The following is a 26,529-nucleotide window of genomic DNA, read 5'->3' as shown; positions in this document are numbered from 1 at the left end:
GCGTTCCGCCGGGGCAACCAGGAAGGAAACGCATGGGATTGCTCGTCGACGGTGTTTGGCAGGATCGCTGGTATGACACCAGCAAGACGGGCGGGCGCTTCGAACGCTCCAAGAGCCAGTTTCGCAACTGGGTGACGCCCGACGGCGCCGCCGGTCCAACCGGCGAGGGCGGTTTTGCGGCGGAGCCCGGCCGCTACCACCTCTACGTGAGCCTCGCCTGTCCCTGGGCGCACCGCACGCTGATCGCGCGCCGGCTGAAGGGGCTGGAAGACCTCGTCTCCGTCTCGGTCGTCCACTGGCTGATGCAGGAGAACGGCTGGACCTTCGCCGCCGGCCCCTGCGTCACCGGCGATCCGATCCACGGCGCCGACTATCTGCACCAGGTCTACACCGCCGCCGATCCGCACTACAGCGGCCGAGTCACCGTGCCGGTCCTGTGGGACAAGCAGCGCGCCACCCTCGTCAGCAACGAATCCGCCGACATCCTGCGCATGTTCGGCAGCGCGTTCGATTGCGTCGGCGCGCGCAAGGGTGACTTCTACCCCGAACCGCTACGGGCGGAGATCGACGCGCTCAACGAGCGCATCTACCACGACGTGAACAACGGTGTGTACCGCGCCGGCTTCGCCACCACACAGGACGCCTATGAGGAAGCCGTCGTCCCGCTGTTCGCAGCCCTCGACGCGTTGGAGGCGCGGCTAGCGCAGGGGCGCTACCTGTTCGGCGATACGCTGACGGAGGCCGACATCCGCCTCTTCACCACCCTCATCCGCTTCGATCCGGTCTACCACGGTCACTTCAAGTGCAACCTGCGCCGGATCGCCGACTATCCCGCGCTCTCCCGCTTCGTGCGCGACGTCTACCACCTGCCCGGCGTCGCCGAGACGACCAACTTCGATCACATCAAGCGCCACTATTACCAGAGCCACACCACCATCAACCCGACCGGCATTGTCCCCGTCGGGCCGGACATGGCGCTGGAGCTCGGCGGATGACCGACCGCAGCCTGGTCGCCGCACACCCCGCCCATCGCGATGACATTGCGGACCTCGTCACCCGCCGTCCGCTGCCCGGACCCGGCCTGCCCCAGGTCGACCCCTTCCTGTTCCTCAACCACCACGGTCCGCAGACCTATTCGCCCGGCAACCACGGCCTCCCGTTCGGCCCGCATCCGCACCGCGGGTTCGAGACGGTGACCTTCATCCTGGAGGGAAGCCTCGCCCATCACGACACCGGCGGCCACGCCTATGTGGTCGATGCCGGCGGCGTGCAGTGGATGACGGCCGGCTCGGGCCTGATCCACGCCGAACTCTCCCCGCCCGCATTCAAGCGCACCGGCGGCCCGATGGAGATCCTGCAACTCTGGGTGAACCTGCCCGCCCGCCTCAAGATGACGGAGCCGCGCTACACCGGCGTGCAGGCGGATGCGATCCCGGTGCTGCCGCTCGGGTCCGGCTGCGAGCTGCGGCTCATCTCCGGCAGCTTCGCCGATAGGCAGGGTCCGGTGGACTCGCTCACCGGCGTCTTCATGTCGGTCGTATCGCTCGCCCCCGAAGCCGACGTCCGCCTGCCGGCACCCGCCGACCGCAGCGTCTTCCTCTACGCCGTGCGCGGAAACGTTGCCGTCGCGGGCAAGCCGCTCCCGCAATGGCACCTCGCAGAACTCGCCCACGACGGGGACACGCTCGCGCTCGCAAGCGAAGCCGGCGCGCTGCTCCTCTTCGGCCACGCCGACCCGATCGGCGAGCCGGTCGTCGCCCACGGACCCTTCGTGATGAACACGCGCGAGGAGATCGTCCAGGCGATCCACGATTACCAGGCCGGTCGCTTCGGCGATCCCGCCGGCCTTCGCATCTGACAGGGGGAGACAAGCATGCGCGTCGCGGTGTTCAGTACCAAGGGTTACGACCGCCGGTTCCTGGAGGCCGCGAACGCGAAGTTCGGCCACGGGCTGAGCTTCTTCGAGGCGCGGCTGGACGAGCAGACGGCGGTGCTGGCGGAGGGCCATGACGCGGTCTGCGTCTTCGTCAACGATCGGGTCGACCGTCCCGTGCTGGAGGCGCTGGCGAACACCGGCATCCGCACCATCGCGCTGCGATGCGCCGGCTTCAACAACGTCGATCTGCGTGCCGCCGACGCGCTGGACATCACGGTCGTGCGCGTGCCCGCCTATTCGCCGCACGCGGTATCGGAGTTCACCGTCGCACTGCTGATGGCGCTCGATCGCAAGATCCACCGCGCCTGGGCGCGCGTGCGGGAAAACAATTTCGCGCTCGACGGGCTGATCGGCCGCAACGTCCACGGCCGCACGGTGGGCGTCATCGGCACCGGCCGCATCGGCGGGTATGTCGCGCGCGCCTTTCGCCTCGGCTTCGGTTGCGAGGTGCTGGCAAGCGACGTCACGCCCGATCCCGAACTGGAAGCGATCGGCGTGCGCTATGTCGAGCCGGCCGAATTGCTGCGCCAGGTCGACATCGTCAGCCTCCATTGTCCGCTGACGCCGGAGACGCGCCACATCGTCGACGCCGCAGCCATCGCGGCCGCACGCCCCGGCCTGATCGTCGTGAACACCAGCCGCGGCGGGCTGATCGACACCTCTGCGCTGATCGAAGGCCTCAAGTCCCGCAAGATCGGCGGCGTCGCACTGGACGTCTATGAGCAGGAGGCGGACCTGTTCTTCGAGGATCTGTCCGACGAGATCATCCAGGACGATGTCTTCCAGCGCCTGCTGACCTTTCCGAACGTCCTCGTCACCGGCCATCAGGCGTTCCTGACCAACGAAGCGCTCGAAGCCATCGCCGCCACCACCCTCGACAGCCTCGCCCGCGCCGAAGCCGGTGAACCGCTCCCGCTACGCCTCAGCGCAGAGATGGTGCACGCCTAGCCACGCGGTACCAGCGGTCGCGGCGGTGGCAACGCCGACCGCGCCCGTCCAGGCCCTTAGTCCGCGTCGTCTTCCCCACGCTTGCGCGCGCAGGCGGCGTGGCACCCGCCGGGGCATTGCTTGTCCGGCCCCTGCCGGTCCTCCCCGATGGGGATCGACACGCGCCCGCCGTGGCACGTCGCCACCACCAGCACCCGGCTCGGCAGCGCACCCGCGGGCACTGCCAGCATCAGCGCGCTGGCCCCGGACAGGGCCGCACAAGCGAGACGCGTGAGGGGCGGGGCGCTGGTCAGCATCGCGCTACCTTCATGCGCCGTGGCCTCCCTGTCCACGTTGACCGCGCGCAAACACGGCTTTGGGCTGGATCAAAGCTGGCGGACCGGGCCGCTCCTATCCCGCCCTCACCCAATTTGAAGGAGACGGGGGATGAACAAGACGATGAAGGGCGCGATCCTCGCCGCTCTTGCAGCCGGTGTGGCGGCAACGCCTGCGGCAGCCCAGGATACCGGCCGCGTCGGCCTCGCGGCAGGCGACGTCCTGGTCCGCCTGCGCGGCATCGTCGTGGCGCCGAACGAGAAGTCGGGCAGCGTGCTCCCGGCGTTCCCGGGTGAAAAGGTCAGCGTCAACAACAGCTTCATGCCCGAAGTTGACGTCACCTATATGGCGACCGACAACATCGGCTTCGAACTGATCGCCTCCACCACCAAGCACAAGGCGTCGGGCCAGACCGGTACCACCGGCTCGCTCGGCAAGCTCGCCAGCACCTGGGTGCTGCCGCCGACGCTCACGGCCCAGTACCACCTCAACCCGATCGGCACCGTGCGCCCCTACGTCGGCGCGGGCGTCAACTACACGATCTTCTGGAACGAGAAGGCGTCGGGTTCGCTCGAGGCGGCGGTCGGCGAGACCCGGGTCAAGATGGACGACAGCTTCGGCTGGGCCGCCCAGGCCGGCGTCGACATCGACCTCACACCCAAGGTCTTCCTGAACCTCGATGTGAAGTACATCGACATCGACACCACCGCCAAGCTCTACACCACCGCGGCCGGTCGCCAGACCGTCAAGCTCAGCCTCGATCCGCTGGTGTTCGGCATCGGCATCGGCACCCGCTTCTAAGGCTCTCCGCCCGGAGCGAGGGGACCCTGTTCCTCCACCTCAACCGACTGCCCGCGCAGGACGGAGAGGCGGAGGGGCAGGGTTTTTCCGTGTGCGACGACGCTGGAGTGGAAGACGAACCGGCCACAAGCGGCCGCAGGGCGTCAGGAAAGCGCCAGCCAGCCCGCCGCGCCGCCAAAGCCCACAAGCGCGAGCGGCAGCCAGCGCCCCTTCAGCCGCCAGCTGACCAGCGCCGCGACCACGAAGATCGCCACCACCGGCAGCAGCCGGGGCGCTCGCTCCAGCGTGCTGGGGCCGAGTTCCAGGAAGGTCGCCGCGATGATGCCGACCACCATGGCCGCCACGCCGTCGAGCACGCGCTGTAGGGTCGGGTTGTCGACCAGCGCCTCCAGCCGCTCGAAGAAGAGCAGCGAGAAGGCAAAGGCCGGCAGGAACATGCCCGCCGTGATCGCCAGCGCACCCGCCAGGCCCCCGGCGAGATAGCCGGCAAAGGTCGCAAAGATCACCAGCGGCGCCGGCAACAGCCCGGCCAGCGCCACCCCGTCCAGGAAGGCGCCGTCCGCGAGCCAGCCCCGGCCGACCGTATCCTCGCGCACATAGGGGATGGCGGTATAGGCGCCCCCAAAGGTGAGAAGCCCGCCCTTCAGCCCCGCCACGAACAGCGCGAGAACCCCGGCTGGGGCCGCCGCGTGCGCGACCACGGCGTCCGGCGCCCCGCGGGCCTGGATCCCGATCCAGGCCGCGACCGCCACCAGCAGCACCGAGCCGAGGATCGCCACCGGCCGCCTGAGAAACGCATGGGCAGCCCCCGCCGCCGCCAGCAGGATCCAGAAGGGGATGCCCGCCAGCGTGCCGAGGAGGCCGAGGATCGCCAGCCCCACCAGGGTCCGGTCGACCAGGATATGGCTGCCGATCCGGTGCACGGCCCGCAGGATGATCGCCAGCACCGCTGCCTGCACGCCCAGCAGCACGCCCGCGAGCTGCGCATTGCCCGCAATGAAGGCGGCATAGGCCCAGGCGCACAGCAGCATCAGGAGGAAGCCCGGCAGCATGAACCCCAGGCCCGCCAGCACCCCGCCGATACGCCCGCGCGCGACCATGCCCATGTGCACGCACAGCTCGTGCGCCTCCGGCCCGGGCAGCACCTGCATCACCGCCAGCAGTCGGTTGAACCGGCTGCCCGGGATCCAGCCTTCCTCCTCCACCAGCGCCTGGCGGATCATCGCGATCTGCGCGACCGGCCCGCCAAAGGCGAGCAGGCCGAAGCGCAGGAACTTGGCGAACAGCTGGGGAAGGCTGATGGCGGAAGGGTGGGGCGAATGGGCGTGCATCATATCGGCTCCTGGTCGCAAAGGCGCGACTCCGGGAGCGGACTTGGACGACAACCGTCTGAACGGGCGTCCGCGACAAAGGCCCGTGCGACCAATTATGCACGATCACCGCCCCGACACAACGGCCGCCAGCGAGCGATGAACGCCCTCGCGGCCGATCCGCCCTACCGCGGCTTATTCAGGGGGGGCCTTCCGTTCTCCGACTCCAGGCGGAGAGGCCGCGAACTATCGCTCCACGGAAGCAGGTTGGATCAGATCCCAGCGGTTGCCGTAAAGGTCTTCGAAGACGGCGACGATGCCATATGGCTCGTGGCGAGCCGCCTCGACGAAACGCACGCCCCGCCTTGTGTAGGTGAGGTGATCCCGGGCGAAGTCATCGGTCTCCAGAAACAGGAACACCCGCCCACCGCCCTGATGCCCGATCGCCTGCCGTTGCCGGTCGCCTACTGCGCGCGCCAGGAGCAGTCCGCCCTGCGCACCGCGCGGCGCGACCACGACCCACCGCGTCCCGTCTGCCAGCTCGGAATCCTCACGCAACTCGAAGCCAAGCTTCCCGACGAAGAAGGACAGGGCGGTGTCATATTCGTCGACGAGAAGGGTGGTCAGGCTCAAGCGCTGGGGCATCCGGTGAAGCTGCCCGAATCTGCGCGTTGCGCCAAGGCACGCTGCCCGTTTGAGATCGTCGCGGGAAAGGCAGCGGCGCCGCGCGATGCCTGCTATGACGGTCTTCCTCGTCAAGGGAGGCTGCCCGCTGATCACCCAGTCGCGGACCGGAAGGTAACGGCCCGAAGCGTTCGCGCTGGCAGGCGCGGCTGTGCGTGGACGGCATGCTCATGGACTGATCGCAACCGAACAGGGAGAAGGCGCATGGCACACACCGGCACACGCTCGAAGGGTCTACTGCGCTGGGCGCTGCCGCTGGCGACGGTTGCGCTTTCCACACCGATGCCGGCGCGTTCGCAGGAAACGCAGGTGCTGCCCGCGTCCGAATGGCAGGTCTATGGCACCGCCTATACCCGGACACGCGATGCCGACGTGCCTGGAGAGGGCACGGTGCGGGTCGAGCCGCGTGGCACGAGCGGTGGCGAGCCATGGTCCAGCGGCGCCGCGCTTTCGATACCGGGAGCGCTCTCCGCTGGAGAACGGGTGAGTGCGGTGTTCTGGGTATGCGCGGAACGCCCCACGGCCGTGACGATCGGAATGCAGGGCGGAGCACCCGGCTACGCCCGCTTCGCCCAGGCGCAGGTTACGCTTGCCCCCAGGTGGCAGCAGGTGACGATCAGCGGCACCGCGCCCTCCGCCTTCGCCGCCGGAACCCAGTCGCTGTCCGTCCCGCTCGGGCTCGCGGCGGGAAACGTGACGTTGGGCCCGGTCGCGTTTCAGCGCGGCGCACCCGACCGCGACGGAGTGACTAGCGCCTTTGCCGCCTTTCGCCCGCGGTCGATCGCCATGGACGTGACGATCCCGTCCGAACCCGGCGTGACGCTGGCAGGAACGCTGCACCTGCCGGTCGGGCGCCCCGGCCCGCTGCCGATCGCCGTGCTGATCCAGGGTCACGGGCGCAATGGTCGCGGCGGCTTCCCAGAGATCGTGAAGCGACTCGCCGCGGATGGCATCGCCACACTGGAATATGACAAGCGCGGCATCGGCCAGTCGACCGGCGAGTATCGCGAGGACATCGAGCGGCTGACTGCCGATGCCGCAGCGGCGGTGGCCGCGATGCGCCGCCGGCCGGACCTCGACGGCCGCCGCGTCGCGCTGGTCGGGCAGAGCCAAGGCGGCGTGATCGCCCCGGCCGTGGCCGCGGCCGATCCGGCCATCGCCGCGGTGGTGACGCTGGCGGGCTCCGTCGGCGACGGCCTGCCCTACCTCCGCCAGGCGCTGCGCAACCAGATGGTTGCAGCACACCGGCCGGCGGCTTCGATCGAGCCGACGGTGGATGCCGCGCTTGCGCTGATCCAGGGTCGGATCGACAACCGCGATGCCGCGGCGATGGCGCCGCTGCGCGCCACGCTGGTCGAACGGCTGCAGGCGTCGGGCTTCACACGGGTCGAAAGCGAAGCGGGGCTGGCGATGATCGATACCGAAGAGGTGGCCCGGGCGCACCGCTTGCGCTCCGCGTCCGATCTGCGCGCGTTGCAGGTGCCGGTGCTGGCGGTGTTCGGCACGCTGGATCCGCTGGTCGTCGCGTCGCAGGAGGCGCCCGCCGCGCGTACTGCGCTTGCCGCCAATCCGCGCGCCCGGGTGGTGGTGTTCGACGGGCTGAGCCATTGGTTCCAGGAAGGCGCCACGACCGGAACCGTGGAAGAGAGCGCCGCCCTGGGTGCGAACCTCGGTTCGCCCCGGCTCGTTTCGCTGGTCGGCGACTGGTTGCGCGATGCGCTCGCGCCGCGCGGGCTTGAGGCTCCCCAATAGGCCGGACGTCCGCTTTCAACCCGATGCCGTCCCGATAGCGCATGATCTGAAGGTGGAGGTCCATGCCCCAGGCGCGCCGGAACGAGGCCGCCTCTGTCCTACAGCAGCGACCCCGGGCTACGCTCCTCTCCCCTCAACCCAAGGTCGGAGCGTTGCCGGAGCATGATCGCCATCAGCTGCGCGAAGGATGCAATCCGGGCCGGCGTGATGCCGCCCGGAGAAGCCGCGCACTGCCGCGAAAACGCGCTTTCGGCACAGGACGACGGAAGCGTTCTTGGACTAACTTTAGCCTAACCTTCCGCGATCCGATCACTCGTCGGGACCCTCGGCCGGGGCCTCGTCATCGATCAACACCCGCATGGCGGCGCCGTCCATGTCCTCGAACTGGCCCGACTTCACCGACCAGAAGAACGCGCCCAGGCCCGCCAGGCCGAGCAGCAGCGCGATGGGGATCAACAGGGCCAGGCCGTTCATCGCGCAGCACTCCGCAGCCGCAGCGCATTGGCGACCACGATCAGCGAGGAACCGGACATGGCGAGCGCCGCGATCAGGGGCGTCACATAGCCCGCGATCGCGAGCGGCACGGCCAGCACGTTGTAGCCGATCGCCAGCGCGAAGTTCTGCCGCACCACCGCCATGGTGCGGCGCGCGGCGGCGATCGCCACCGGCACCGGCATCAGCCGGTCGCCCAGGAACAGCAGGTCCGCGGCGGTCTGGCCGACGTCGCTGGCGGAGGAGGGGGCGATCGAGACGTGCGCCGCCTTCAGCGCCGGGCCGTCGTTGAGGCCGTCGCCCACCATCAGCACGCGGCGACCGGAGGCGGCCAGCCGCTCGATCGCGGCGAACTTGTCGGCGGGCGACAGCTCGGCCGTCGCCTCGACCGCCAGCTGATGGCCGATCGCCGCCACGGCTTGCGCCCGGTCTCCGGACAGGATGGCGGGCGCAAGCCCCTGGCTGCGCAGCCGCGCGACTGCCGTCTCGGCATCGGGCCGCAGGGCGTCCTCGAACCGCAGCAGCCGCGCCGGCGCGCTGCCGAGCACGAAGCCGGTGCTGAGCGCCGCGCCCTCCGCCGGCTGCTCCGCGCCGACCCAGTCCGCCCGGCCGAGCCGTGCACGCATCCCATCGACATGTCCCTCGATGCCCAGGCCGGGCTGCTCGATCATGTCCGCGAGCGTCGCTGCCTGGATGCCCTCTGCCTCCAGCGCTGCCGCCAGCGCCCGGGACAGCGGATGGCGGCTGGCGCGCGCCAGCGCGAGCGCGACCGGCTTCTCCTCTGCGGTGAGCGGCAGGGTGTCGAACGGGGTCGGCCGTCCCAAGGTCAGCGTGCCGGTCTTGTCGAACAGCGCGACGTCGGCCTCGGCCAGCCGCTCCAACGCCGAACCGTCCTTGATCAGCACGCCCGCCCGCATCAGCGCGCCGGACGCGACCACCTGGGCCACCGGCACCGCCAATCCTAAGGCGCAGGGGCAGGTGATGATCAGCACGGCGACCGCGATCAGCACCGCCTGGTGCACGCCGGCCCCGGCCAGCATCCAGCCCAGGAAGCTCAACGCCGCCAGGCTGTGGACCGCCGGCGCATAGAGCCGTGCGGCGCGATCGGCGATCCGGACGTAGCGCGACTTGGTGCCGCCCGCCGCCTCCATCAGCCGGGCGATGTCCGCGATCGCGGTGTTCTCGCCCGCGGCGGTCACCTTCACGATCAACGGCCCGTCCATGTTGATCGTGCCCGCGAGCACCTTGCTGCCGGCTGTCACCGTCTCCGGCACGCTTTCGCCGGTGATCAGCGACCGGTCGACGCTGCTGGTGCCGCTCTCCACCACGCCGTCGGCCGCCAGCCGGTCGCCCGCCGCCACCAGCATCCGCATGTTGGGGGCAACCTCCTCGGCCGCGCGCCACTGGGGCACGTTCTGCTTGTCGAGCACCTGCGCGCCGGGCGCCGTCTGGCGCAGCAGCGCGCCCGCGCTGTCCTGCGCCCGCGCCCGCATCACGCTGTCCAGGAAGCGCCCCGCCAGCAGGAAGAACAGCAGCATGACGGCGCCGTCGAAGTACGCGTCGTGGCCGCCGGTCGCGGTCTCGTAGAGGCTCAGCCCGCAGGCGAGGACCACCCCGATCGAGATCGGCACGTCCATGTTGGTGCGGCCATGGCGCAGCGCCGCCCAGGCGCTGCGGAAGAACGGGCGCCCGGCATAGGCGACCGCCGGCAGCGCGATCATCGCCGACAGCCAGTGGAACAGCTGCCGGGTCGCGCCTTCCGCGCCGGACCAGACGGACACCGACAGCAGCATGACGTTCATCGCGGCGAAGCCGGCGACGGCCAGCGCCTTCACCAGCTCGCGGCTCTCCCGGCTGGCGGCACCGTCCGCTTCGCCCAGGAACGGCTCGGCGGGAAAGCCGATGCGGGCGATCGCCGCGCGCACCGCGCCGGTGTCGAGTTCGGGGAGATGGGTGACCCGCACCCGCTTGGCCGTGAAGTTGACCCGCGCGTCGATCACCCCCGGCGTGGCGGCGAGCCCGCCCTCCAGCTTGGCGATGCAGCCGGCGCAATGCAGCGTCGGCACGCTGAACTGGCTGGTGGCGCAGCGCTCGGCCGCAACGGCCGCGGGGGCGGGGGCGTTCATGCGCCGACCTGGTCGTCGAAGCGGGCGGTGCTGCGCCCCTCCCGGACCCCGATCCGGAGCAGCCAGCGTCCCTCCGGCAGCGGCTGTTGCGAGGCGAAGGCGCCGCCGCCGACGTTCACGAAGTGGAGCTTCTGCTCGGGCGCGCGGCCCAGCGGGTGGGTCGCTACCGCGTCGATCGTGGCGGCGTACAGCGGCCCCATCGGCGAGCGGGTGGCGATACGGACGGTGCGGCTGTGATCCACCGTCACGTCCAGCTTCCAGCCAAGCGCTTCCTGCGCGCGTGCCTCGGCAAGCCACCGGTTGAACTTCTGGCTGGCGACATAGCTGTTGTCGACCACGGTTCCCCCGAACGTGCCGACCGCGAAGCGCGCCATGACGAAGTTCACGGCGATGATCGTGCCGAACATGCCCAGCAGGATCGCCAGCATGTGCCAGCCGGTGAAGCGGCGGGCGGGGGCGGGGCGGGGGCTGATCATTGTCCGGTCTCCGGGCGCTCGAAGAAGTTCTCGTCGGTGTCCTGGCCGCCTTCCTGGTCGAGGGCGCGGACGGTGAAGGTCACGTCCTGGCGGGTCGGTCCTTGAGCGGGCGCGGCTACGAACACGCGGGTCCTCGCGACCTGGTCGGCGGGCACCTTCAGCCGCACGGTCGAGCCCGCCGTCTCGCGGCTGCCGGCGTCGTTCCACATGGCGGCGCGCGTCAGGCCCGAAAGCCCGATCTCCACCTCGCGCGGGCGGTTCTCCATGTTGCGGACCTTGACCGTGTAGGTGTTGCGGATGCTGCCGTCCGACAGGCGGACGTAGAGCGGGTTGCGCGTCTGGCTGACCGACAGGTCGATGCGCGTGCGGGTGCCCAGGGCAAACAACATGCCCATGCCGATCCCCGCCCACACCAGCGTGTAGAGGATGGTGCGCAGCCGCAGCAGCCGGCGCAGCGGATGCATCGGCTCGCCGCCTTCGCCCGCGATCGTCTCGTCGGCGATGGTGCTGTAGCCGATCAGCCGCGGCGGCCGGCCGATCTTGGCCATGATTTGGTCGCACGCATCGATGCACAGCCCGCAGGTGATGCAGCCGATCTGGCTGCCGTTGCGGATGTCGATGCCGGTCGGGCACACCGCGACGCAGGCGTTGCAATCGATGCAGTCGCCGATCCGCGGCGTCTTTTCCGGGTTGGCGGCGAGCGCCACCAGCGAGGGGATGCCGACCTGCGGCTCGGCGCCCTGGTCCTGCACCTCCGGCCGGCGCGCGGCAGGGCCGGCGCGCTTCAGACCATGGGTGCGCGGCTCGCCCCGCCAATATTTGTAGGTGACCAGCAGCGACTTCTCGTCGAGCATCGCGCCCTGGATGCGCGGCCAGGGGCACATGTAGACGCACACCTGCTCGCGCATCAGGCCGCCCAGCACATAGGTGGTGCCGGTCAGGATCGCGATGGTGGCATAGGCGGCGATCGGCGCCTCGCCGCGGACGACCTGGCCGAACAGCGTCGGCGCATCGTCGAAGTAGAAGATCCAGGCACCGCCGGTCGCAACCGCGATCAGCAGCCAGATGCCATGCTTGGTGACGCGCTTGGCGATCTTGGCCGGACCCCATGGCGCCTTTTGCAGGCGGATCTGGGCGTTGCGGTCGCCTTCGATCGCGCGTTCGACATGGACGAACAGGTCGGTCCACACCGTCTGCGGACAGGCATAGCCGCACCAGGCGCGCCCCACCGCAGAGGTCACCAGGAACAGGCCGATGCCCGCCATGATCAGCAGACCGGCCACATAGTAGAACTCGTGCGGCCAGATCTCGATCGAGAACATGAAGAAGCGGCGGTGGGCGATGTCCACCAGCACCGCCTGGTCGGGGGCGTACGGCCCCCGATCCCACCGCAGCCACGGCGTCACATAGTAGATGGTCAGGGTCACGGCCATCAGCGCCCACTTCAGCCGGCGGAAGCTGCCGTCGACTGCCTTGGGAAAGATCTTGGTGCGGGCCTCGAACAGCTTCTGCTTGGGGCCCGCCAGGTCGTCAGGGCTGGACATTTCGGGGTTGCGCGACCGGTGTGGCCGCCTCCGGGTTGGACGTGGCGGCCGCAACGGCTGCCGGCGTCTCGGGTACGAACGCCTCGCCGCCGCCCAGCGAATGGACATAGGCCGCGAGCATTTTCATGGTGACGGGGTCGAGGCGATGACCCCAGGCGGGCATCACGCCATAGCGCGAGTTGGTGACGGTCTCCGTCAGCGTGTCGCGATCGCCGCCGTACAGCCAGATGCCGTCGGTCAGGTTCGGGGCACCGAACTCGCGCATGCCCTTGCCCTGCGGCCCGTGGCAGGCGACGCAGTTGTTCGCGAACAGCGTGGCGCCGCGGCGGGCGGCCTCGCTCGGCTTCTCCTGATGGGAGAGAACCCGGACATAGCTCACCACGTCCTGAACCTCTGCCGGCTGGAGGATGCCGTCGCGGCCAAAGGCCGGCATCACCGACATGCGGGTCGCATCGTTGCCGGGCTGGCGGATGCCGTTCAGCAGCGTCTGCTGGATCGTCTTCAGGTCGCCGCCCCAGAGCCAGTCGTCATCGTTGAGGTTGGGATAGCCCTTGGTGCCGGCGGCGCCTGCGCCATGGCACTGCACGCAATAGACCTTGAACGCCGCGCTGCCGCCGGCAACGGCCGCCTGAAACAGCTCGCTGTTCTCCGGCAGACGCTCGATCTGGACGCGGGCCAGGGCCTGCTCGATCGGCGCCTTGCGGGTGCCCTCGGTCGCCACTTCCTTCGCCAGCTGGCCGCGGCTGGACCAGCCCAGCACGCCGGCGGTGGCGCTGTGGACCAGCGGCCACGCCGGGTAGAGCACGACATACACCGCCGCGAACACGATGCTGGCGAAGAAGGTGATCAGCCACCAGCGTGGCATCGGCGTGTCGAGTTCCTCGATGCCGTCCCATTCGTGGCCGACGGTGCTGGTGCCGGTCTTGTCGTCGATCCGCTTGCGCTCAACCATCGGAGCGGTCCTCTTCCTCGAAGATGCTGTGGGCGGCCTGGTCGTGGTGCTTCCCGGCGTTGCGGCGGAACGTCCATCCGACCAGCACGAGGAAGACCACGCTCATGAAGACCAGGCCGTAGCTGTCTGCGAAATGCCGCAGATCGCTGTAGTTCACCGGGGCTGCTCCTGTGCCTCCGCCGACCGGAAATCGACGGTGGTGCCGAGCATCTGGAGGTACGCGACCAGCGCATCCATCTCAGTCAGTCGGTTTGGATCCCCGTCGAAGTCACGGGCCTGCGCCTTGGGATAGCGGCGGGCGAGGTCGGCGGCGTCGCCGTCGGCCAGGGCTTGGAGCGACAGGTCCTGCTGCGCCTTCTGGATGTCCTCGTCGGTGTAGGGGACGCCGACCCGGCGCATGGCGGTCAGGTGCTTGGCCATGTCGCCCGCATCCAGGTCGCGCGCGGCCATGAAGGCATAGGGCGGCATGATCGACTCCGGCACCACGGAGCGCGGGTCCTTGAGGTGCTGGACGTGCCACTCGTCCGAGTAGCGACCGCCGACTCGGGCCAGGTCCGGCCCGGTGCGCTTGGAGCCCCACTGGAACGGGTGATCGTACATGCTCTCGGCCGCTAGGCTGTAGTGGCCATAGCGCTCGACCTCGTCCCGGAAGGGGCGGATCTGCTGGCTGTGGCAGTTGTAGCAGCCCTCGCGGATGTAGATGTTGCGACCCGCGAGCTCGAGCGGGGTGTAGGGGCGGACCCCCTCCACCTTCTCGACCGTGGAGTCGATCCAGAACAGGGGAGCGATCTCCACGATGCCGCCGATGATCACCGTCAGGAAGGCGAGGACGCCCAGCACGGTGACGTTGCGTTCGATCTTCTTGTGATCGAGGAACTTGGAAGCCATCGTCCTTGTCCTTACTCGGCGGGAGCGGGCTGGGGGGTACCGGCGGCGGGCACCCGCACGACCGGGCGGTCCGCCTCGGGATCAAAGGCGGCGTCGGTCATCGGCGCCTCCTGGCGCAGGTCGCCCTTGATCGTCTTGAAGATGTTCCAGGCCATCACCAGCGCGCCGGTGAGGTAGAACAGGCCGCCCAGCATGCGGATCACGTAGTAGGGCTTCATCGCGGAGACGACCTCGGCGAAGGCGTAGACTAGGTACCCGTCCTCGCCGTACTCGCGCCACATCAGGCCCTGGGTGATGCCCGCCACCCACATGGAGGAGGCGTAGAGAACGATCCCCAGCGTCGCGAGCCAGAAGTGCCAGTTCACCATCCGGAGCGAGTAGAGCCGTTCGCGACCCCACAGGCGCGGCGCCATGTAGTAGATCGCCGAGAAGGTGATCATGCCGTTCCAACCGAGCGCACCGGAGTGCACGTGGCCGACCGTCCATTCGGTATAGTGGCTGAGCGAGTTGACCGACTTGATCGACATCATCGGGCCCTCGAAGGTCGCCATGCCGTAGAAGGCGAGCGCGAAGACCATCATGCGGATGATCGGATCGGTGCGGATCTTGTCCCAGGCGCCGTTGAGCGTCATCAGGCCGTTGATCATGCCGCCCCAGCTGGGCATCCACAGCATCACCGAGAACACCATGCCCAGCGTTTGCGCCCAGTCTGGCAGCGCCGTGTAGTGGAGGTGATGCGGACCTGCCCAGATGTAGAGGAAGATCAGCGACCAGAAGTGGATGATCGACAGCCGGTAGCTGTAGACTGGCCGTTCGGCCTGCTTGGGCACGAAATAGTACATCATGCCGAGGAAGCCGGCGGTCAGGAAGAAGCCGACCGCGTTGTGGCCGTACCACCATTGGGTCAGCGCATCCTGCACGCCCGCGAAGGCGGCGTAGGACTTGGACCCCAGCAGCGACACCGGCATCGACAGGTTGTTGACGATGTGCAGCATCGCGATGGTGATGATGAAGGACAGGTAGAACCAGTTCGCCACATAGATGTGGGGTTCGGACCGCTTCACGATCGTGCCGACGAAGACCGCGAGGTAGCAGACCCAGACGATCGTCAGCCAAAGGTCGATGTACCACTCGGGCTCGGCATATTCCTTGCCCTCGGTGATGCCGAGGACATAGCCGGTCGCCGCAAGAACGATGAACAGCTGGTAGCCCCAGAACACGAAGTTCGCGAGCTTGGGTGCGAACAGCCGCGCGCGGCAGGTGCGCTGCACGACATAGAAGCTCGTCGCGAGCAGCGCGTTGCCGCCGAACGCGAAGATCACGGCCGAGGTGTGCAGTGGCCGCAGGCGCCCGAAGGTCGTGAACTCGTTGTTGAGGTTCAGGGCCGGGAAGGGGAGCTGGAGGGCGATGACGACGCCGACCAGGAACCCGACGACGCCCCAGAAGACGGTCGCGATCACGCCCCAGCGGATCACGTCGTCGTAATAGCGGCTCTGCAGAGCCGCGGGGCCGGCAAGCCGACCCGGGAGCGCGTTGAAGTCGCCCTTCGAGATGGTGAGGAACGACGCGGCCAGAGCCGCGATCGCCATGATTCCCATGTGGACGGCGAAGCCCGCGTCGGCGGCAAGCGCCGCGCCGAACAGCGCCAGAATGGCCAGGAGCAACCAGGCCCCGGCATTTGTGATGATATTGTCCATGAGCCCCTCGCTCGAGCAGCCGATCCAGCTAACGGGGGCCCTCGGCTGCTCGGCCCCCTGCAACATTGATTTCCGTCAAGACCTGCGGCGCGGGCGCCTACGGCCGCTGCACCGTCACGTCCTGAGACTTGACCAGGGTGGAAAGCGTGCCGCTCACGTGCAGGCCGATCAGAACCATCAGGCCGATCCAGGCCAGGTGGAAGATGGTCACCGCCAGGATCGAACGGCGTGCCCGCCCGCGGCGGCCGACCGGGCGACTTCGACCCGCGACGACGTCGTTGTCGGGCGTCTGCGATTCCCGCGCGAGCGTGTTGGCGTGCAGGAATGCGAAATACCCCGACACCAGCGTCACCAGGATCAACAGCCCATAGGTACCGGTGATTACTCCGATCGGCATGCGCATCGTCCTCCCTGCGCCAATAGTCCCGGCACAGCTCAGGTGCCCGGAATCACGGGTTCCGAATGGCACGACCGAGACGAACGGGATTTGATGGCGGTCAAACAACGCCGTTTGACGCGCGTCAAAGAAGCATGTCGTGCGGGTTTCTAGGTGCTGGACTGTCGGGGAAGCCGCGGGGGGTTCGCAGTTGCTTGTAACGGGCGCGCCGCTTCCTCGCGCGGAGAAACGGAATCACCGTGCCAGGATTGTTGACCCATTGCCGCTTATTTGACGGTCTTCCGGAAGAACTGGACGCCGCGCTGCGTCGCACTGCGACCCCCCGGACGTACCGGGCCGGTCAGGTCCTCATGTACGAGGAGGACTACCCCGATCAGTTCCTGCTGCTGACAGAGGGGCGGGTGCGGGTGTGGCGGACGTCGACCGGAGGCACGGCCATGACCGTGCACATGCTGGGGCCGGGGACGATGCCGGGCTGCGTCGCGGCGCTCCGCCAGATGCCCTATCCCGCGACCGTCACGGCACTGACGGACATTCGCGCGCTGAGTTGGCCGGCCGATAAAATGCGCCAGCTCATCGCCGCGCACCCTGAACTTGCGAGCAACTTCCTGCAGATGATCGCCGAGCGCAACGAGGAGATGCTCCAGCGGCTTCATGAGGTATCCACGCTGCCGGTCGCGCAGCGGGTGGCGCGCGCGCTCCTTCGGCTCGCAGCGGACGGGGCGCCGGGCGAGGGTGGGGTGCAAGTGGCGCTTTCGCGTCAGGACCTCGCCGAACTGACCGCGACGACGCTGCACAGCGTCAGCCGGCTGGTGAGCCGGTGGGAGCGTGCCGGCATCGTCGCGGCCGGACGCAAGCGGGTGCGCATCCTCGATGCGGAGCGCCTGGAGACGGAGGGCGAGACCGCCGAGTAACCTCGCCGGGCTAGGGTGCCTCAACAGCGCTCGAGCATAGCACGGGCAAAGATGTTCCAGCGCTCCTCGAACCGCTCTTCGGAAAGGCTTTTGGTGCCTTCGGCGGAGGTGGACCGCCGGGCGCCGCCGTCGATCAGATCGACCAGAACTTCACAGATCCTGGCGGGGTCGCCCGTGCGAACGCAGCCGGCCGCCTGTGCATCTTCGATGCGCTCGCGCAGCGGTGCGTTAGCAACGCGCTCCCACTCGGTCAGCTTGCGGCGCATGTCCTCCGAAAAGGCGCCCTCCGCCTGGAGGAAGGAGATGAAGGCGACGTCCTCCGGCGTTACGCAGCATTGGAAGAAACGTCGCGTGGCGAGTTTCAGCGCCTCCACGGGGTCACCGGCCTCTGCCGCCGCCTGATCGCTATTCGCCTGCATCTCTCCTGCGAAGCGCGCGATGTCGCGCTGCACAACGGCTTCGAGCAACGCTGCCTTGCTGGGATAGCGGCGGTAGATGGTGTGCTTGGTGACGCCGACCGCGGTTGCGATTTCATCCATCGACGCGCCGGATATCCCCTGGCGGCAGAAAGCGGTACGGGCCCCGTCGAGCACACGATCGTTGATAGCAGCTGCTTCTTCGCGCGTCGGACGGCCGGCGCCCCGGCGTTCACCACATTTCAAATCAGTAGCTCCACGCTTCCCGGAAAACGTTATAAACTGGTCCGCAAAAAAATGCACGACACAGTTGATTTGTCGCAACGGAGCGGTACAGAAATCCGCGCCTGCACGGGCTCGCCCTCTTGGAGAATCGTTTGTGATCATCGCCCCCTCCTTCGGCCGGCCCGGCCGGACGCTGGTCGTCGTCGCTGGTGCGCTTGCGCTCGCCTCTTGTGGCGGCGGTGCGGAGCAACCGCCTGCACCTCCACCGCCGCTCGTGTCGGTGGTGACCATCCAGGCGCAGAGCGTGCCCAACATCATCGAGCTGCCCGGCCGCATCGAGGCGGTGCGCTCGGCGGAAGTCCGCGCGCGGACCGACGGCATCATCGAGCGCCGTCTCTATCAGGAAGGAACCGACGTGCGCGAAGGCACGCCGCTGTTCCTGATCGATCCGCGCGACAAGCGCGCGGCAGTGCAGCAGGCTCGCGCTGCAGTGCAGCGTGCAGAGGCGACGCGCGTCAACGCCCGCCAAGTGTATGAACGCTACCGCCCGCTCATCAGCGAGCGTGCGGTGAGCGCGCAGGAGTTCGAGGCTGCTCAGGCCACGCTTCGCCAGGCGGAGGCGAGCGTCGCCGATGCGCGCGCGGCGCTGACGCGTGCCGAGCTGGAGCTGAGCTACGCCACCGTGCGGGCGCCGATCAGCGGCCGGGTGGGTCGGGCGCAGGTGACCGAGGGTGCGCTTGCCAGCGCCACCCAGGCGACGCCGCTCACGACCATCGAGCAGTTGACCCCGGTCTACGCTGTCTTCGCCCAGTCGAGCACCGAGTTGCAGACGCTGCTTACCCGCGCGCGCAACGGTGAACTCAAGCTTCCGACGCTCACCGGCGTGGAAGTCCGGCTGATCCTGGAGAGCGGCGAGGAATATGGTCTGGTCGGCCGGCTGAACTTCGCCGACCTGAGCGTCGATCCCGCAACCGGCAGCCAGGTGCTGCGGGCAAGCTTCGTGAACCCGGATCGCCGCCTGTTGCCGGGACAGTTCGTGCGCGGCCGCCTGTCGGCGGGCACCGTCAACGGCTTCATGGTGCCGCAGCGCGCCGTGCAGATCAACGGCACCAACGCGAGCGTCTCCGTCGTCGCGCAGGACGGAAGCGTCAGCACGCGCCAAGTGCAGCTGGGCGGGCAGAGCGGCGCCAACTGGATCATCCGCTCGGGCCTGAAGGCGGGCGATCGCGTGATCACCGAAGGCTGGCAGAAGGTGCAGCCGGGCGGCAAGGTGCGGGTGCAGGGCGAGCAACCGGCCGCAGCCGGCGCCCCTGGCCGCGCCGGGCCGGCCGGACAGGGTGGGGCCGCCGGGCAGCCCGGCCAGGGCGGCAGTGCCGCGCAGTCGGGGCAGCCCGGGCAACCGGGTGCCGCCAACGGCCCCGCATCGGGACGCTGATCCATGGACCGCTTTTTTGTCTACAAGCCCGTTTTCGCTTGGGTCATCGCGGCGTTCATCGCCCTGGCCGGCGTGATCGGGCTGATCGGCCTTCCGATCGAGCAATATCCGCAGGTGGCGCCGCCGGCGCTGAACCTCGCCTTCACTTATAATGGTGCCGACGCCGAGACGCTCGACCGCAACGTGACCTCGGTCATCGAGCGCGAGATGAACGGAATCGACGGGTTCCTGTACATGAACTCGACGAGCCGCTCGAACGGCACGGCGCAGATCACGCTCACCTTCCAGAGCGGCACCGATCTGAACACCGCGCGCGTCGAGGTCCAGGATCGCCTAAACCGGGCCGAGCCGCGGTTGCCCGAAGACGTGCGGCGCCTGGGTATCCAGATCACCGACAACACCTCCGGCTTCCTGATGGTGGTCGCGCTCACCTCGAAAAACGGTACTCTGCCGGTCGTTGAGCTCGGCAACTATGCCGCGAACAACGTCGTCAACGAACTGCGCCGCGTCGAGGGCGTGGGCGACGTGCAGCTGTTCGGCTCGCAATATGCGATGCGCATCTGGCTCGATCCGGAAAAGCTTGCCGGCTACGGCATCTCGCCGGCCGAGGCACTGGCGGCGGTTCAGGAGCAGAACAGCCAGACCGCAGGCGGTGGCCTCGGTGAGCAGCCGATCACGCGCGAGACCGAGTTCAACGCGAAGATCGTCACGCAGAACCGCTTCAGCGATCCCGAGCAGTTCCGCAACATCATCGTCCGCTCCGACCCGAGCGGCGCGACCATCCGCCTGGGCGATGTGGCGCGTGTCGAGCTCGGCGCCGAGAGCTATGGCTTCAAGGCGACCCTGAACGGCAGCGAGATCGCCGGCATGGGCGTGCAGCTCGCGGCGGGCGCCAATGCGGTCGCGACCGCAGAGGCCGTGCGCACCCGCATGCAGGAGCTGGAGGCGAACTTCCCGCCCGAGATGACGTGGCGCGTGCCCTTCGACACCACGCCCTTCATCAACGCTTCGATCGACAGCGTCATCCATACGCTGATCGAGGCGATGGTGCTGGTGTTCCTCGTCATGTTCCTGTTCCTGCAGAACTGGCGGGCGACGCTGATCCCCGCGATCGTGGTCCCGATCGCGCTCGCGGGCGCGTGCCTGGGGCTCTACCTCTTCGGCTTCTCCATCAACACGCTGTCGCTGTTCGGCATGGTGGTGGCGATCGGCATCCTCGTCGACGACGCGATCGTCGTCGTGGAGAACGTCGAGCGCATCATGGCGGAGGAGGGGCTCAGCCCCCGCCGCGCAACCGTGAAGGCGATGGGCCAGATCCGCGGCGCCATCATCGGCATCACGCTGGTGCTGATCGCGGTGTTCATCCCGATGGCGTTCTTCCCCGGTTCGACCGGCGGCATCTATCGCCAGTTCTCCGTCACGCTGGCCGTGTCGATCTTCTTCTCGGCCGTGCTCGCGCTCACGCTCACGCCTGCTCTTTGCGGGCAGCTGCTGAAGCGGGATCAGGCGCATCTGCCGGGCGAGCACCCGCCGGAGCCGAAGCCGGGCTGGCGGGGCATCCCGCAGCGCTTCTTCAACTGGTTCAACAACCGGTTCGGTCGCGCGACCAACCGCTACGGGCGTGGTGTCGGATCGATGCTGTCGCGTCCGGTGCGCTGGCTCGCCGTGTTCGCGGTCGTGCTCGTCATCACCGTGCTGATGTTCATGCGCCTGCCCGGCGGCTTCCTGCCGAACGAGGACCAGGGCTACTTCATGGTCAACTATGACGCGGCGCCCGGTTCCACGATGCAGCGGACCGAGGCGGCGGTGAAGACGACCGAGGCCTTCCTGAAGGAGCAGCCGCAGGTCCGGAACATCGTGTCGATCGTGGGCTTCAACTTCTTCGGCCAGGGTCAGTCGGCGGCGTTGTCGTTCGTCGACCTCCACCCGTGGGAAGAGCGTCCGGGCGCGGAGAACAGCGTCGACACCATCATCGGCAAGACGTTCGGCTTCGTGTCGGGCATCGCGTCGGCGACGGTATTCCCGCTGAACCCGCCGCCGATCCAGTCGCTCGGCAACGCCACCGGCTTCTCGATGAAGATCGAGGACCGCAGCGGCACCGATCGTGCCGGCCTGCTTGCAGCACGCGACGCCATCCTCGGGCGCGCCATGCAGAGCAAGGTGCTCGCCGGCGTCCGGCCGGAAGGCCAGGGTGAGGCGCCGCAGCTCTACGTCGACATCGATCGGGTACAGGCACGTGCGCTTGGCCTCTCGATCGCGGACGTGAACGCGACCCTCGCGATCAGCTTCGGCTCGGCCTATGCGAACGACTTCAGCCGCGACGGCAACGTGCTGCGCGTCTATCTGCAGGCGGATGCTCCGCAGCGGATGAAGCCGGAGGATGTGCTGAACCTGCGCGTGCGCAATGCGACGACGGGCACGATGGTGCCGTTCTCCGCCTTCACCACCGTGCGCTGGACTTCGGGCCCCACCCAGCTCGAGCGCTATAACGGCTATCCGTCGCTGACGATCTCGGGCCAGGCGGCTCCGGGCCAGTCGAGCGGTACCGCGCTGGAGGAGATGGAGAAGATCGCGGGCGAGGTGCTGAAGGGCAGCCAGGCCTATGAATGGACGGGCACTGCCTATGAAGAGAAGCAGGCGGGCGGCCAGATCGGCCTTCTGCTCGGCCTCTCGATGGTGGTCGTCTTCCTGCTGCTGGCAGCGCTCTACAACAGCTGGCCGATCCCGCTGGCGGTGCTGCTGGTGGTGCCGTTCGGCGTGCTGGGCGCGGTGGTCTTCACCTCGCTGCGCGGCCTGTCGGCGGACGTCTACTTCAACGTCGGCCTGATCACGATCATCGGCCTGGCCGCAAAGAACGCGATCCTGATCGTCGAATTCGCGATCGAGGACGAGCAGGGCGACAAGACTGCCGAGGCTGCGACCATAGAGGCCGCACGCCAGCGCCTGCGGCCGATTCTGATGACCAGCCTTGCCTTCATCCTGGGCATGGTCCCGCTGGTGATCGCGACCGGTCCGGGTGCGGCAAGCCGCCATGCGGTGGGCACGGGCGTGATGGGCGGCATGATCACCGCCACGCTGCTCGGCATCTTCTTCACGCCGGTGTTCTACATCGCGGCGAAGAAGTGGCTTGCCCGCGACCACGACTATGAGGCGATGGATGCGCGCGAGGAGGCGGAGGATGCCCGACGCCTTGCGGAGCGCGACGGCCGCGCCGGGGAGCCCCAGAATGCGTAAGCTCGTCACCGCCCTTGCGGCGACCACCATGCTCGCGGGGTGCAACTTCGCACCCCAGTACCGCCAGCCCGTGGCACCCGTGTCCGGGACGTTCCCGGAGGCGGTGGCCGCCCCGGGGAGCCGCCTCGCCACCGAGATCGGCTGGCGCGAGTTCTTCGGCGATGCGCGGCTGGAGTCCTATATCGCTGCGGCACTCGCCAATAACCGCGACCTAGCACAGTCCGTCGCGCGCATCGAGCAGGCGCGGGCGCAGTACCGCATCACCGACGCGCAGCGCTTGCCGGAGCTGGGGCTACAGGCCAGCGGCACCCGCACCCGGACCCCGCTCAACTCGCTCGGGTTCGGCGACGCGTTGGGCGGCGGCGGCGAGGCGGCGGAGTCACCGGACGCGATCGAAGTCACCCAGCTGAACGTCGGCGTGGCGGTCACTTCGTTCGAACTCGACTTCTGGGGCCGGGTGCGCAACCTCAGCGAAGCGGCACGGGCGCGCTATCTGGCGACGATCGAGGCGGAGCGTTCGTTCCGCCTGTCGCTGGTGAGCCAGGTGGCGGCGACCTACCTGTCGATCCGCGCGGGCGAGGAGCGCATCGCGCTTGCCGAACGGACGCTGGAAGCCCGTCGCGAGGGATTGCGCATCGCGCGTACTCGCATGGAGCGGGGCGTCACCTCCTCGGTGGACTTCGACCAGTCCACCTTGCTGGTGACCCAGGCGGAAGCGGAACTCGCCGAGTTGCGGCGGACCACCGCCCAGTCGGAGAACCTGCTGACCGTGTTGATCGGCGGGCCGCTGACGGGGCCGCTGCCGGAGGCGCGTCCTCTCAGCCAGTCCGCGCAGTTCAGCGCGATCGACCCCGGACTGCCTTCTGCGCTCCTAGCCAACCGGCCGGATATCCTGGGCGCGGAACTGCAGCTGCGTGCGGCGAATGCCGACATCGGCGCAGCGCGGGCAGCCTTCTTCCCGAACATCTCGCTGACCGGCAACTATGGCTTCGCCTCGCCGGACCTCGGGGGCCTGTTCAGCGGGAGTTCGCAGAGCTGGTCCTTCGGCGGTGCGCTCAACCTGCCCATCTTCGACTGGGGACGCCGCGAGGCCAATCTGCAGCTGACGCGGGCACAGGCGGACGAACTCGTCGCGGCCTATCAGCGTACGGTCCAGGAGGCGTTCCGCGAAGTCGCAGACGCTCTGGTCGCGCGTCGTCGCTACGCCGAGCAGATCGACGCGCAGGCACGCGCGGTGGCCGCGCAGCGGAGCCTCGCCCGCACGGCGCGGCTGCGGTACCAGAACGGCATCTCGATCTACCTCGAGGTGCTGGACGCGGAGCGCAACCTGTTCGCCGCCGAGCAGCAGCTGCTGGCGCTTCGCGCCGCAGAGCTCCAGAACGGCGTGTCGCTCTATGTGGCACTGGGCGGCGGCCTTCGTGCGGTGTCCGCCCAGTAACATGCGGCGGGCTGCGGCCCGTCGATCGTCCAAATCACGGCCGGTACGGGATCAGCCTCCCGTGCCGGCCGTTTTGCGTCTGGAGGAGATCAGCATGGAATATCGGAAGCTCGGCAGCACCGGCCTGGACGTGTCGCGCCTGTGCCTCGGCTGCATGACCTATGGCGTCGCTGACCGCGGGACCCACCCATGGACGCTGGACGAGGAGCGAAGCCGGCCGCTGCTGCGTCAGGCAGTGGAGGTGGGGATCAACTTCTTCGACACCGCCAATGTCTATTCGGATGGCACGTCGGAGGAGATCGTCGGGCGGGCGCTCAAGGAGTTCACACGTCGCGACGAGGTGGTGATCGCCACCAAGGTACACGGTCGCATGCACGCGGGGCCGAATGGCGCCGGCCTCAGTCGCAAGGCCATTCTGCAGGAGATCGACGCCTCGCTCCGCCGTCTCGGCACCGACTATGTGGATCTGTACCAGATCCATCGGTTCGATCCCTACACCCCCATCGAAGAGACGCTGGAGGCGCTGCACGACGTCGTGAAGGCCGGCAAGGCCCGGTATATCGGCGCTTCCTCGATGTACGCTTGGCAGTTCGCCACCATGCTCCATGTCGCCGAGGCGAATGGCTGGACGCGGTTCGCGACCATGCAGAACTACGTGAACCTGCTGTATCGTGAGGAAGAGCGCGAGATGCTGCCGCTTTGCGACGCCGAGGGGATCGGCGTCATCCCGTGGAGCCCGCTTGCGCGCGGGCGGCTGACGCGGCCTTGGAACGCCGAGACCGAACGAACGCAGAGCGACGCGTTCGGCAGGAGCCTCTACGCGCGCACCGCCGATGCGGATCGCAAGGTCATCGAGGCGGTGGCAGAGGTGGCGGCGGGCAGGGGCGTGCCGCCCGCACAGGTCGCGCTTGCCTGGGTACTGACAAAGCCGATGGTGAGTGCGCCGATCGTCGGTGCGTCCAAGCCCGGTCATCTGGAGGACGCGATCGCCGCGCTTGATCTCGTGCTGAGCGATGAGGAGATCGAGCGGCTCGAAGCACCCTATGTGCCCCACGCCGTGGTCGGGTTCTCCTGATCGCCCGGAGCGGACAAAGAAAAAGGCGGCGAGGACCGGGTCCTCGCCGCCTTTCTTTTGATCCGGAGCGCAGCCTCAGTCGAGGCGGCGGGCCAGTTCGCGGTTGAGGCCCAGCGCGATCAGCGTGGCGACCGCACCCGACAGCAGATAACCGCCGGCGGCGATGAGGCCGAAGGTCTCCGCGAGCCACAACGCGGCAAACGGAGCAAAGCCTGCACCGAACAGCCACGCCAGATCCGAGGTGAGCGCGGCACCCGTGTAGCGCGCGCGCTTCGGAAAGTTGCTGGTTACGGCACCCGACGACTGGCCGAACGACAGGCCGAGCAGGATGAAGCCGACGATCATGAAGGCCGTCTCGCCGGCCTCGCCGCCATTCAGCAGCATCGGTGCGACACAGGCGAAGATCGCGATCGCAGCGGCAGTGTAGCCGAGCACCGAACGGCGTCCGATGCGATCCGCGAGCAGGCCGGAGCACACGATCGCCACCACGCCGAAGACGGCGCCGACCATCTCGATCACTAGGAAGCGGGTGACGCTCTGCTGCGTGAACACCGCGACCCAGGAGAGCGGGAATACGGTGACCATGTGGAACAGCGCAAAGCTCGCCAGCGGTGCGAATGCGCCGATGATGATGTTGCGCCACTGGTTCTTGAGCGTCGCGGGAACCGGCGATGCGGTGAGTTCGCGCGACTTGAACAGCTCGGAATATTCCGGCGACGCCACCATGCGAAGGCGTGCGAACAGCGCCACGACGTTCAGCGCGAACGCCACGAAGAACGGATAGCGCCAGCCCCAGCTCAGGAAGTCCTCGCCCCCGAGCGTGCCGAGGAAGAAGGCAAACAGCGCGCTCGCCACGATCAGGCCGATCGGGGCGCCCAGCTGCGGCACCATGGCGTACCAACCGCGCTTGTGCGGCGGCGCGTTGAGCGCGAGCAGCGACGCCAAGCCGTCCCAGCTACCCCCCAGCGCGAGTCCCTGGCCGATCCGGAAGATCGCCAGCAGAACCGCCGAAGCGGCGCCGACCTGCGCATAGCTGGGCAGGAAGGCCACCGACACCGTGGACGTGCCGAGCAGGAAGAGCGCGATCGTCAGCTTGACGCTGCGGCCATAACGGCGGTCGATCGCCATGAAGATCTGGCTGCCGACCGGGCGCGCGATGAAGGCCAATGCGAACAGCGCGAAGGAGGCGAGGGTCGCCTGGACCGCTTCCAGATAGGGGAAGACGAACCGGGGGAACACGAGCACCGACGCGATCGCATAGACAAAAAAGTCGAAGAATTCCGAAGTGCGCCCGATGATCACACCGACGGCGATCTCCCCCGGGTGCACGTCATCATGGCCGCGGGAATTCACGACGCGGGCATCGCGCTCCAAGGGCGCGGACGAGGCATGGGCCTGAGCCATTACGTATTCAACTCTCCGAACGTTCGGCGTCCCGATAGGCTCCGGGGCGCCGATCGGGGATAGGACAAAT

Annotated in this window: 24 protein-coding genes; 10 read left to right on the top strand and 14 right to left on the bottom strand. The window is 68.3% G+C overall.

All coding sequences use genetic code 11. The annotated features are described in order from the left end of the window. Nucleotides 1–32: 32 nt before the first annotated feature. The 3 genes from EDF69_RS11165 to EDF69_RS11155 are packed head-to-tail and all read left to right on the top strand — an operon-like array spanning nucleotide 33 to nucleotide 2,884. A complete protein-coding gene (locus EDF69_RS11165; protein WP_132882017.1) occupies nucleotides 33–995 on the top strand; it encodes a glutathione S-transferase family protein in 963 nt (320 codons plus the stop codon). Further along, nucleotides 992–1,858 carry a pirin family protein gene (locus EDF69_RS11160; RefSeq protein ID WP_132882018.1) on the top strand — a complete coding sequence of 289 codons (867 nt, stop codon included), beginning with the start codon at nucleotides 992–994 and terminating at the stop codon, nucleotides 1,856–1,858. The genes EDF69_RS11165 and EDF69_RS11160 overlap by 4 nt, the downstream gene beginning before the upstream one ends. Nucleotides 1,859–1,873: 15 nt before the next feature. After that, nucleotides 1,874–2,884 carry a 2-hydroxyacid dehydrogenase gene (locus EDF69_RS11155; RefSeq protein ID WP_132882019.1) on the top strand — a complete coding sequence of 337 codons (1,011 nt, stop codon included), beginning with the start codon at nucleotides 1,874–1,876 and terminating at the stop codon, nucleotides 2,882–2,884. A 56-nt stretch (nucleotides 2,885–2,940) separates the two neighbouring features. On the opposite strand, the gene EDF69_RS11150 is transcribed toward EDF69_RS11155, so the two are convergent. Further along, nucleotides 2,941–3,180, bottom strand: a complete 240-nt coding sequence (locus EDF69_RS11150) for a hypothetical protein (RefSeq protein WP_132882020.1) — start codon at nucleotides 3,178–3,180, stop codon at nucleotides 2,941–2,943. Between the two features lie 130 nt (nucleotides 3,181–3,310). Here EDF69_RS11150 and EDF69_RS11145 point away from each other — a divergent pair, with 130 nt between their 5' ends. Further along, nucleotides 3,311–4,000, top strand: coding sequence for an OmpW/AlkL family protein (locus tag EDF69_RS11145; RefSeq protein WP_239555437.1), 690 nt, complete (start codon nucleotides 3,311–3,313; stop codon nucleotides 3,998–4,000). 143 nt (nucleotides 4,001–4,143) lie between these two features. Here the strand turns inward: EDF69_RS11145 and chrA are convergent, their stop codons facing one another. After that, nucleotides 4,144–5,334, bottom strand: a complete 1,191-nt coding sequence (chrA, locus tag EDF69_RS11140) for a chromate efflux transporter (RefSeq protein ID WP_239555435.1) — start codon at nucleotides 5,332–5,334, stop codon at nucleotides 4,144–4,146. A 222-nt stretch (nucleotides 5,335–5,556) separates the two neighbouring features. Continuing rightward, complete coding sequence (locus tag EDF69_RS11135; RefSeq protein WP_339538318.1) at nucleotides 5,557–5,943, bottom strand: VOC family protein; 387 nt, start codon at nucleotides 5,941–5,943, stop codon at nucleotides 5,557–5,559. Between the two features lie 255 nt (nucleotides 5,944–6,198). Between EDF69_RS11135 and EDF69_RS11130 the strand changes: the two genes are divergently transcribed. Further along, nucleotides 6,199–7,746, top strand: a complete 1,548-nt coding sequence (locus EDF69_RS11130; protein ID WP_132882021.1) for an alpha/beta fold hydrolase — start codon at nucleotides 6,199–6,201, stop codon at nucleotides 7,744–7,746. 309 nt (nucleotides 7,747–8,055) lie between these two features. On the opposite strand, the gene ccoS is transcribed toward EDF69_RS11130, so the two are convergent. From ccoS to EDF69_RS11085, 9 genes are all read right to left on the bottom strand, one after another. Beyond that, nucleotides 8,056–8,220 (bottom strand): cbb3-type cytochrome oxidase assembly protein CcoS, encoded by a 165-nt coding sequence (ccoS, locus tag EDF69_RS11125; protein ID WP_132882022.1) that lies wholly within the window; start codon nucleotides 8,218–8,220, stop codon nucleotides 8,056–8,058. Continuing rightward, nucleotides 8,217–10,364 carry a heavy metal translocating P-type ATPase gene (locus tag EDF69_RS11120; protein WP_132882023.1) on the bottom strand — a complete coding sequence of 716 codons (2,148 nt, stop codon included), beginning with the start codon at nucleotides 10,362–10,364 and terminating at the stop codon, nucleotides 8,217–8,219. Before EDF69_RS11120 ends, ccoS begins: the two co-directional genes overlap by 4 nt. Then, complete coding sequence (locus EDF69_RS11115) at nucleotides 10,361–10,840, bottom strand: FixH family protein (RefSeq protein WP_132882024.1); 480 nt, start codon at nucleotides 10,838–10,840, stop codon at nucleotides 10,361–10,363. The genes EDF69_RS11120 and EDF69_RS11115 overlap by 4 nt, the downstream gene beginning before the upstream one ends. Then, nucleotides 10,837–12,384 (bottom strand): 4Fe-4S dicluster domain-containing protein, encoded by a 1,548-nt coding sequence (locus EDF69_RS11110; RefSeq protein ID WP_132882025.1) that lies wholly within the window; start codon nucleotides 12,382–12,384, stop codon nucleotides 10,837–10,839. Before EDF69_RS11110 ends, EDF69_RS11115 begins: the two co-directional genes overlap by 4 nt. After that, nucleotides 12,371–13,336, bottom strand: a complete 966-nt coding sequence (gene ccoP, locus EDF69_RS11105) for a cytochrome-c oxidase, cbb3-type subunit III (RefSeq protein ID WP_132882026.1) — start codon at nucleotides 13,334–13,336, stop codon at nucleotides 12,371–12,373. Before ccoP ends, EDF69_RS11110 begins: the two co-directional genes overlap by 14 nt. Continuing rightward, the gene (locus EDF69_RS11100; protein WP_125960008.1) at nucleotides 13,329–13,493 is read right to left on the bottom strand and encodes a cbb3-type cytochrome oxidase subunit 3; all 165 of its coding nucleotides are present in this window, start codon (nucleotides 13,491–13,493) and stop codon (nucleotides 13,329–13,331) included. The genes ccoP and EDF69_RS11100 overlap by 8 nt, the downstream gene beginning before the upstream one ends. After that, nucleotides 13,490–14,224: a cytochrome-c oxidase, cbb3-type subunit II gene (ccoO, locus tag EDF69_RS11095; protein ID WP_132882027.1), complete on the bottom strand. Its 735-nt coding sequence runs from the start codon at nucleotides 14,222–14,224 to the stop codon at nucleotides 13,490–13,492. The genes EDF69_RS11100 and ccoO overlap by 4 nt, the downstream gene beginning before the upstream one ends. 11 nt (nucleotides 14,225–14,235) lie before the next feature. After that, the gene (gene ccoN, locus EDF69_RS11090) at nucleotides 14,236–15,921 is read right to left on the bottom strand and encodes a cytochrome-c oxidase, cbb3-type subunit I (protein ID WP_132882028.1); all 1,686 of its coding nucleotides are present in this window, start codon (nucleotides 15,919–15,921) and stop codon (nucleotides 14,236–14,238) included. 97 nt (nucleotides 15,922–16,018) lie between these two features. Then, nucleotides 16,019–16,318 (bottom strand): hypothetical protein, encoded by a 300-nt coding sequence (locus EDF69_RS11085; RefSeq protein ID WP_132882029.1) that lies wholly within the window; start codon nucleotides 16,316–16,318, stop codon nucleotides 16,019–16,021. Nucleotides 16,319–16,557: 239 nt separating this feature from the next. Between EDF69_RS11085 and EDF69_RS11080 the strand changes: the two genes are divergently transcribed. Further along, on the top strand, nucleotides 16,558–17,232 hold the full coding sequence (locus EDF69_RS11080) for a Crp/Fnr family transcriptional regulator (protein ID WP_339538311.1): 675 nt from the start codon (nucleotides 16,558–16,560) through the stop codon (nucleotides 17,230–17,232). A gap of 20 nt (nucleotides 17,233–17,252) precedes the next feature. Here EDF69_RS11080 and EDF69_RS11075 read toward each other — a convergent pair whose 3' ends face one another. Beyond that, on the bottom strand, nucleotides 17,253–18,035 hold the full coding sequence (locus EDF69_RS11075; protein WP_239555433.1) for a TetR/AcrR family transcriptional regulator: 783 nt from the start codon (nucleotides 18,033–18,035) through the stop codon (nucleotides 17,253–17,255). Between EDF69_RS11075 and EDF69_RS11070 the strand changes: the two genes are divergently transcribed. The 4 genes from EDF69_RS11070 to EDF69_RS11055 all read left to right on the top strand — a co-directional run bounded on the left by EDF69_RS11070 (nucleotide 18,028) and on the right by EDF69_RS11055 (nucleotide 25,055). Further along, nucleotides 18,028–19,308, top strand: a complete 1,281-nt coding sequence (locus tag EDF69_RS11070; RefSeq protein ID WP_339538309.1) for an efflux RND transporter periplasmic adaptor subunit — start codon at nucleotides 18,028–18,030, stop codon at nucleotides 19,306–19,308. The genes EDF69_RS11075 and EDF69_RS11070 overlap by 8 nt on opposite strands. A 3-nt stretch (nucleotides 19,309–19,311) precedes the next feature. Next, on the top strand, nucleotides 19,312–22,542 hold the full coding sequence (locus EDF69_RS11065; RefSeq protein ID WP_132882032.1) for a multidrug efflux RND transporter permease subunit: 3,231 nt from the start codon (nucleotides 19,312–19,314) through the stop codon (nucleotides 22,540–22,542). Then, a complete protein-coding gene (locus tag EDF69_RS11060) occupies nucleotides 22,535–23,980 on the top strand; it encodes an efflux transporter outer membrane subunit (RefSeq protein ID WP_132882033.1) in 1,446 nt (481 codons plus the stop codon). The genes EDF69_RS11065 and EDF69_RS11060 overlap by 8 nt, the downstream gene beginning before the upstream one ends. Nucleotides 23,981–24,074: 94 nt before the next feature. Beyond that, nucleotides 24,075–25,055: an aldo/keto reductase gene (locus EDF69_RS11055; RefSeq protein WP_132882034.1), complete on the top strand. Its 981-nt coding sequence runs from the start codon at nucleotides 24,075–24,077 to the stop codon at nucleotides 25,053–25,055. 75 nt (nucleotides 25,056–25,130) lie between these two features. On the opposite strand, the gene EDF69_RS11050 is transcribed toward EDF69_RS11055, so the two are convergent. Next, entirely contained in the window at nucleotides 25,131–26,459 is a 1,329-nt protein-coding gene (locus EDF69_RS11050; protein ID WP_125959998.1) for an MFS transporter, read from the bottom strand. Between the last annotated feature and the right edge of the window lie 70 nt (nucleotides 26,460–26,529).

It is taken from the genome of Sphingomonas sp. JUb134 (assembly GCF_004341505.2).
In the GTDB taxonomy this organism is placed as follows: Bacteria; Pseudomonadota; Alphaproteobacteria; order Sphingomonadales; family Sphingomonadaceae; genus Sphingomonas.
The sequence above is the reverse complement of the archived record's forward strand: the minus strand, read 5'-3'. Positions and strand labels throughout refer to the sequence as shown.

Coding starts and splice junctions, on each gene's coding strand:
- ccoN (WP_132882028.1), bottom strand. CDS start 15,921: ATGGACAATATCATCACAAATGCCGGGGCCTGGTTGCTCCTGGCCATT.
- EDF69_RS11120 (WP_132882023.1), bottom strand. CDS start 10,364: ATGAACGCCCCCGCCCCCGCGGCCGTTGCGGCCGAGCGCTGCGCCACC.
- EDF69_RS11150 (WP_132882020.1), bottom strand. CDS start 3,180: ATGCTGACCAGCGCCCCGCCCCTCACGCGTCTCGCTTGTGCGGCCCTG.
- EDF69_RS11155 (WP_132882019.1), top strand. CDS start 1,874: ATGCGCGTCGCGGTGTTCAGTACCAAGGGTTACGACCGCCGGTTCCTG.
- EDF69_RS11145 (WP_239555437.1), top strand. CDS start 3,311: ATGAACAAGACGATGAAGGGCGCGATCCTCGCCGCTCTTGCAGCCGGT.
- EDF69_RS11165 (WP_132882017.1), top strand. CDS start 33: ATGGGATTGCTCGTCGACGGTGTTTGGCAGGATCGCTGGTATGACACC.
- EDF69_RS11065 (WP_132882032.1), top strand. CDS start 19,312: ATGGACCGCTTTTTTGTCTACAAGCCCGTTTTCGCTTGGGTCATCGCG.
- ccoP (WP_132882026.1), bottom strand. CDS start 13,336: ATGGTTGAGCGCAAGCGGATCGACGACAAGACCGGCACCAGCACCGTC.
- EDF69_RS11115 (WP_132882024.1), bottom strand. CDS start 10,840: ATGATCAGCCCCCGCCCCGCCCCCGCCCGCCGCTTCACCGGCTGGCAC.
- ccoO (WP_132882027.1), bottom strand. CDS start 14,224: ATGGCTTCCAAGTTCCTCGATCACAAGAAGATCGAACGCAACGTCACC.
- chrA (WP_239555435.1), bottom strand. CDS start 5,334: ATGATGCACGCCCATTCGCCCCACCCTTCCGCCATCAGCCTTCCCCAG.
- ccoS (WP_132882022.1), bottom strand. CDS start 8,220: ATGAACGGCCTGGCCCTGTTGATCCCCATCGCGCTGCTGCTCGGCCTG.
- EDF69_RS11075 (WP_239555433.1), bottom strand. CDS start 18,035: ATGATCACAAACGATTCTCCAAGAGGGCGAGCCCGTGCAGGCGCGGAT.
- EDF69_RS11130 (WP_132882021.1), top strand. CDS start 6,199: ATGGCACACACCGGCACACGCTCGAAGGGTCTACTGCGCTGGGCGCTG.
- EDF69_RS11160 (WP_132882018.1), top strand. CDS start 992: ATGACCGACCGCAGCCTGGTCGCCGCACACCCCGCCCATCGCGATGAC.
- EDF69_RS11110 (WP_132882025.1), bottom strand. CDS start 12,384: ATGTCCAGCCCTGACGACCTGGCGGGCCCCAAGCAGAAGCTGTTCGAG.
- EDF69_RS11060 (WP_132882033.1), top strand. CDS start 22,535: ATGCGTAAGCTCGTCACCGCCCTTGCGGCGACCACCATGCTCGCGGGG.
- EDF69_RS11055 (WP_132882034.1), top strand. CDS start 24,075: ATGGAATATCGGAAGCTCGGCAGCACCGGCCTGGACGTGTCGCGCCTG.
- EDF69_RS11085 (WP_132882029.1), bottom strand. CDS start 16,318: ATGCCGATCGGAGTAATCACCGGTACCTATGGGCTGTTGATCCTGGTG.
- EDF69_RS11050 (WP_125959998.1), bottom strand. CDS start 26,459: ATGGCTCAGGCCCATGCCTCGTCCGCGCCCTTGGAGCGCGATGCCCGC.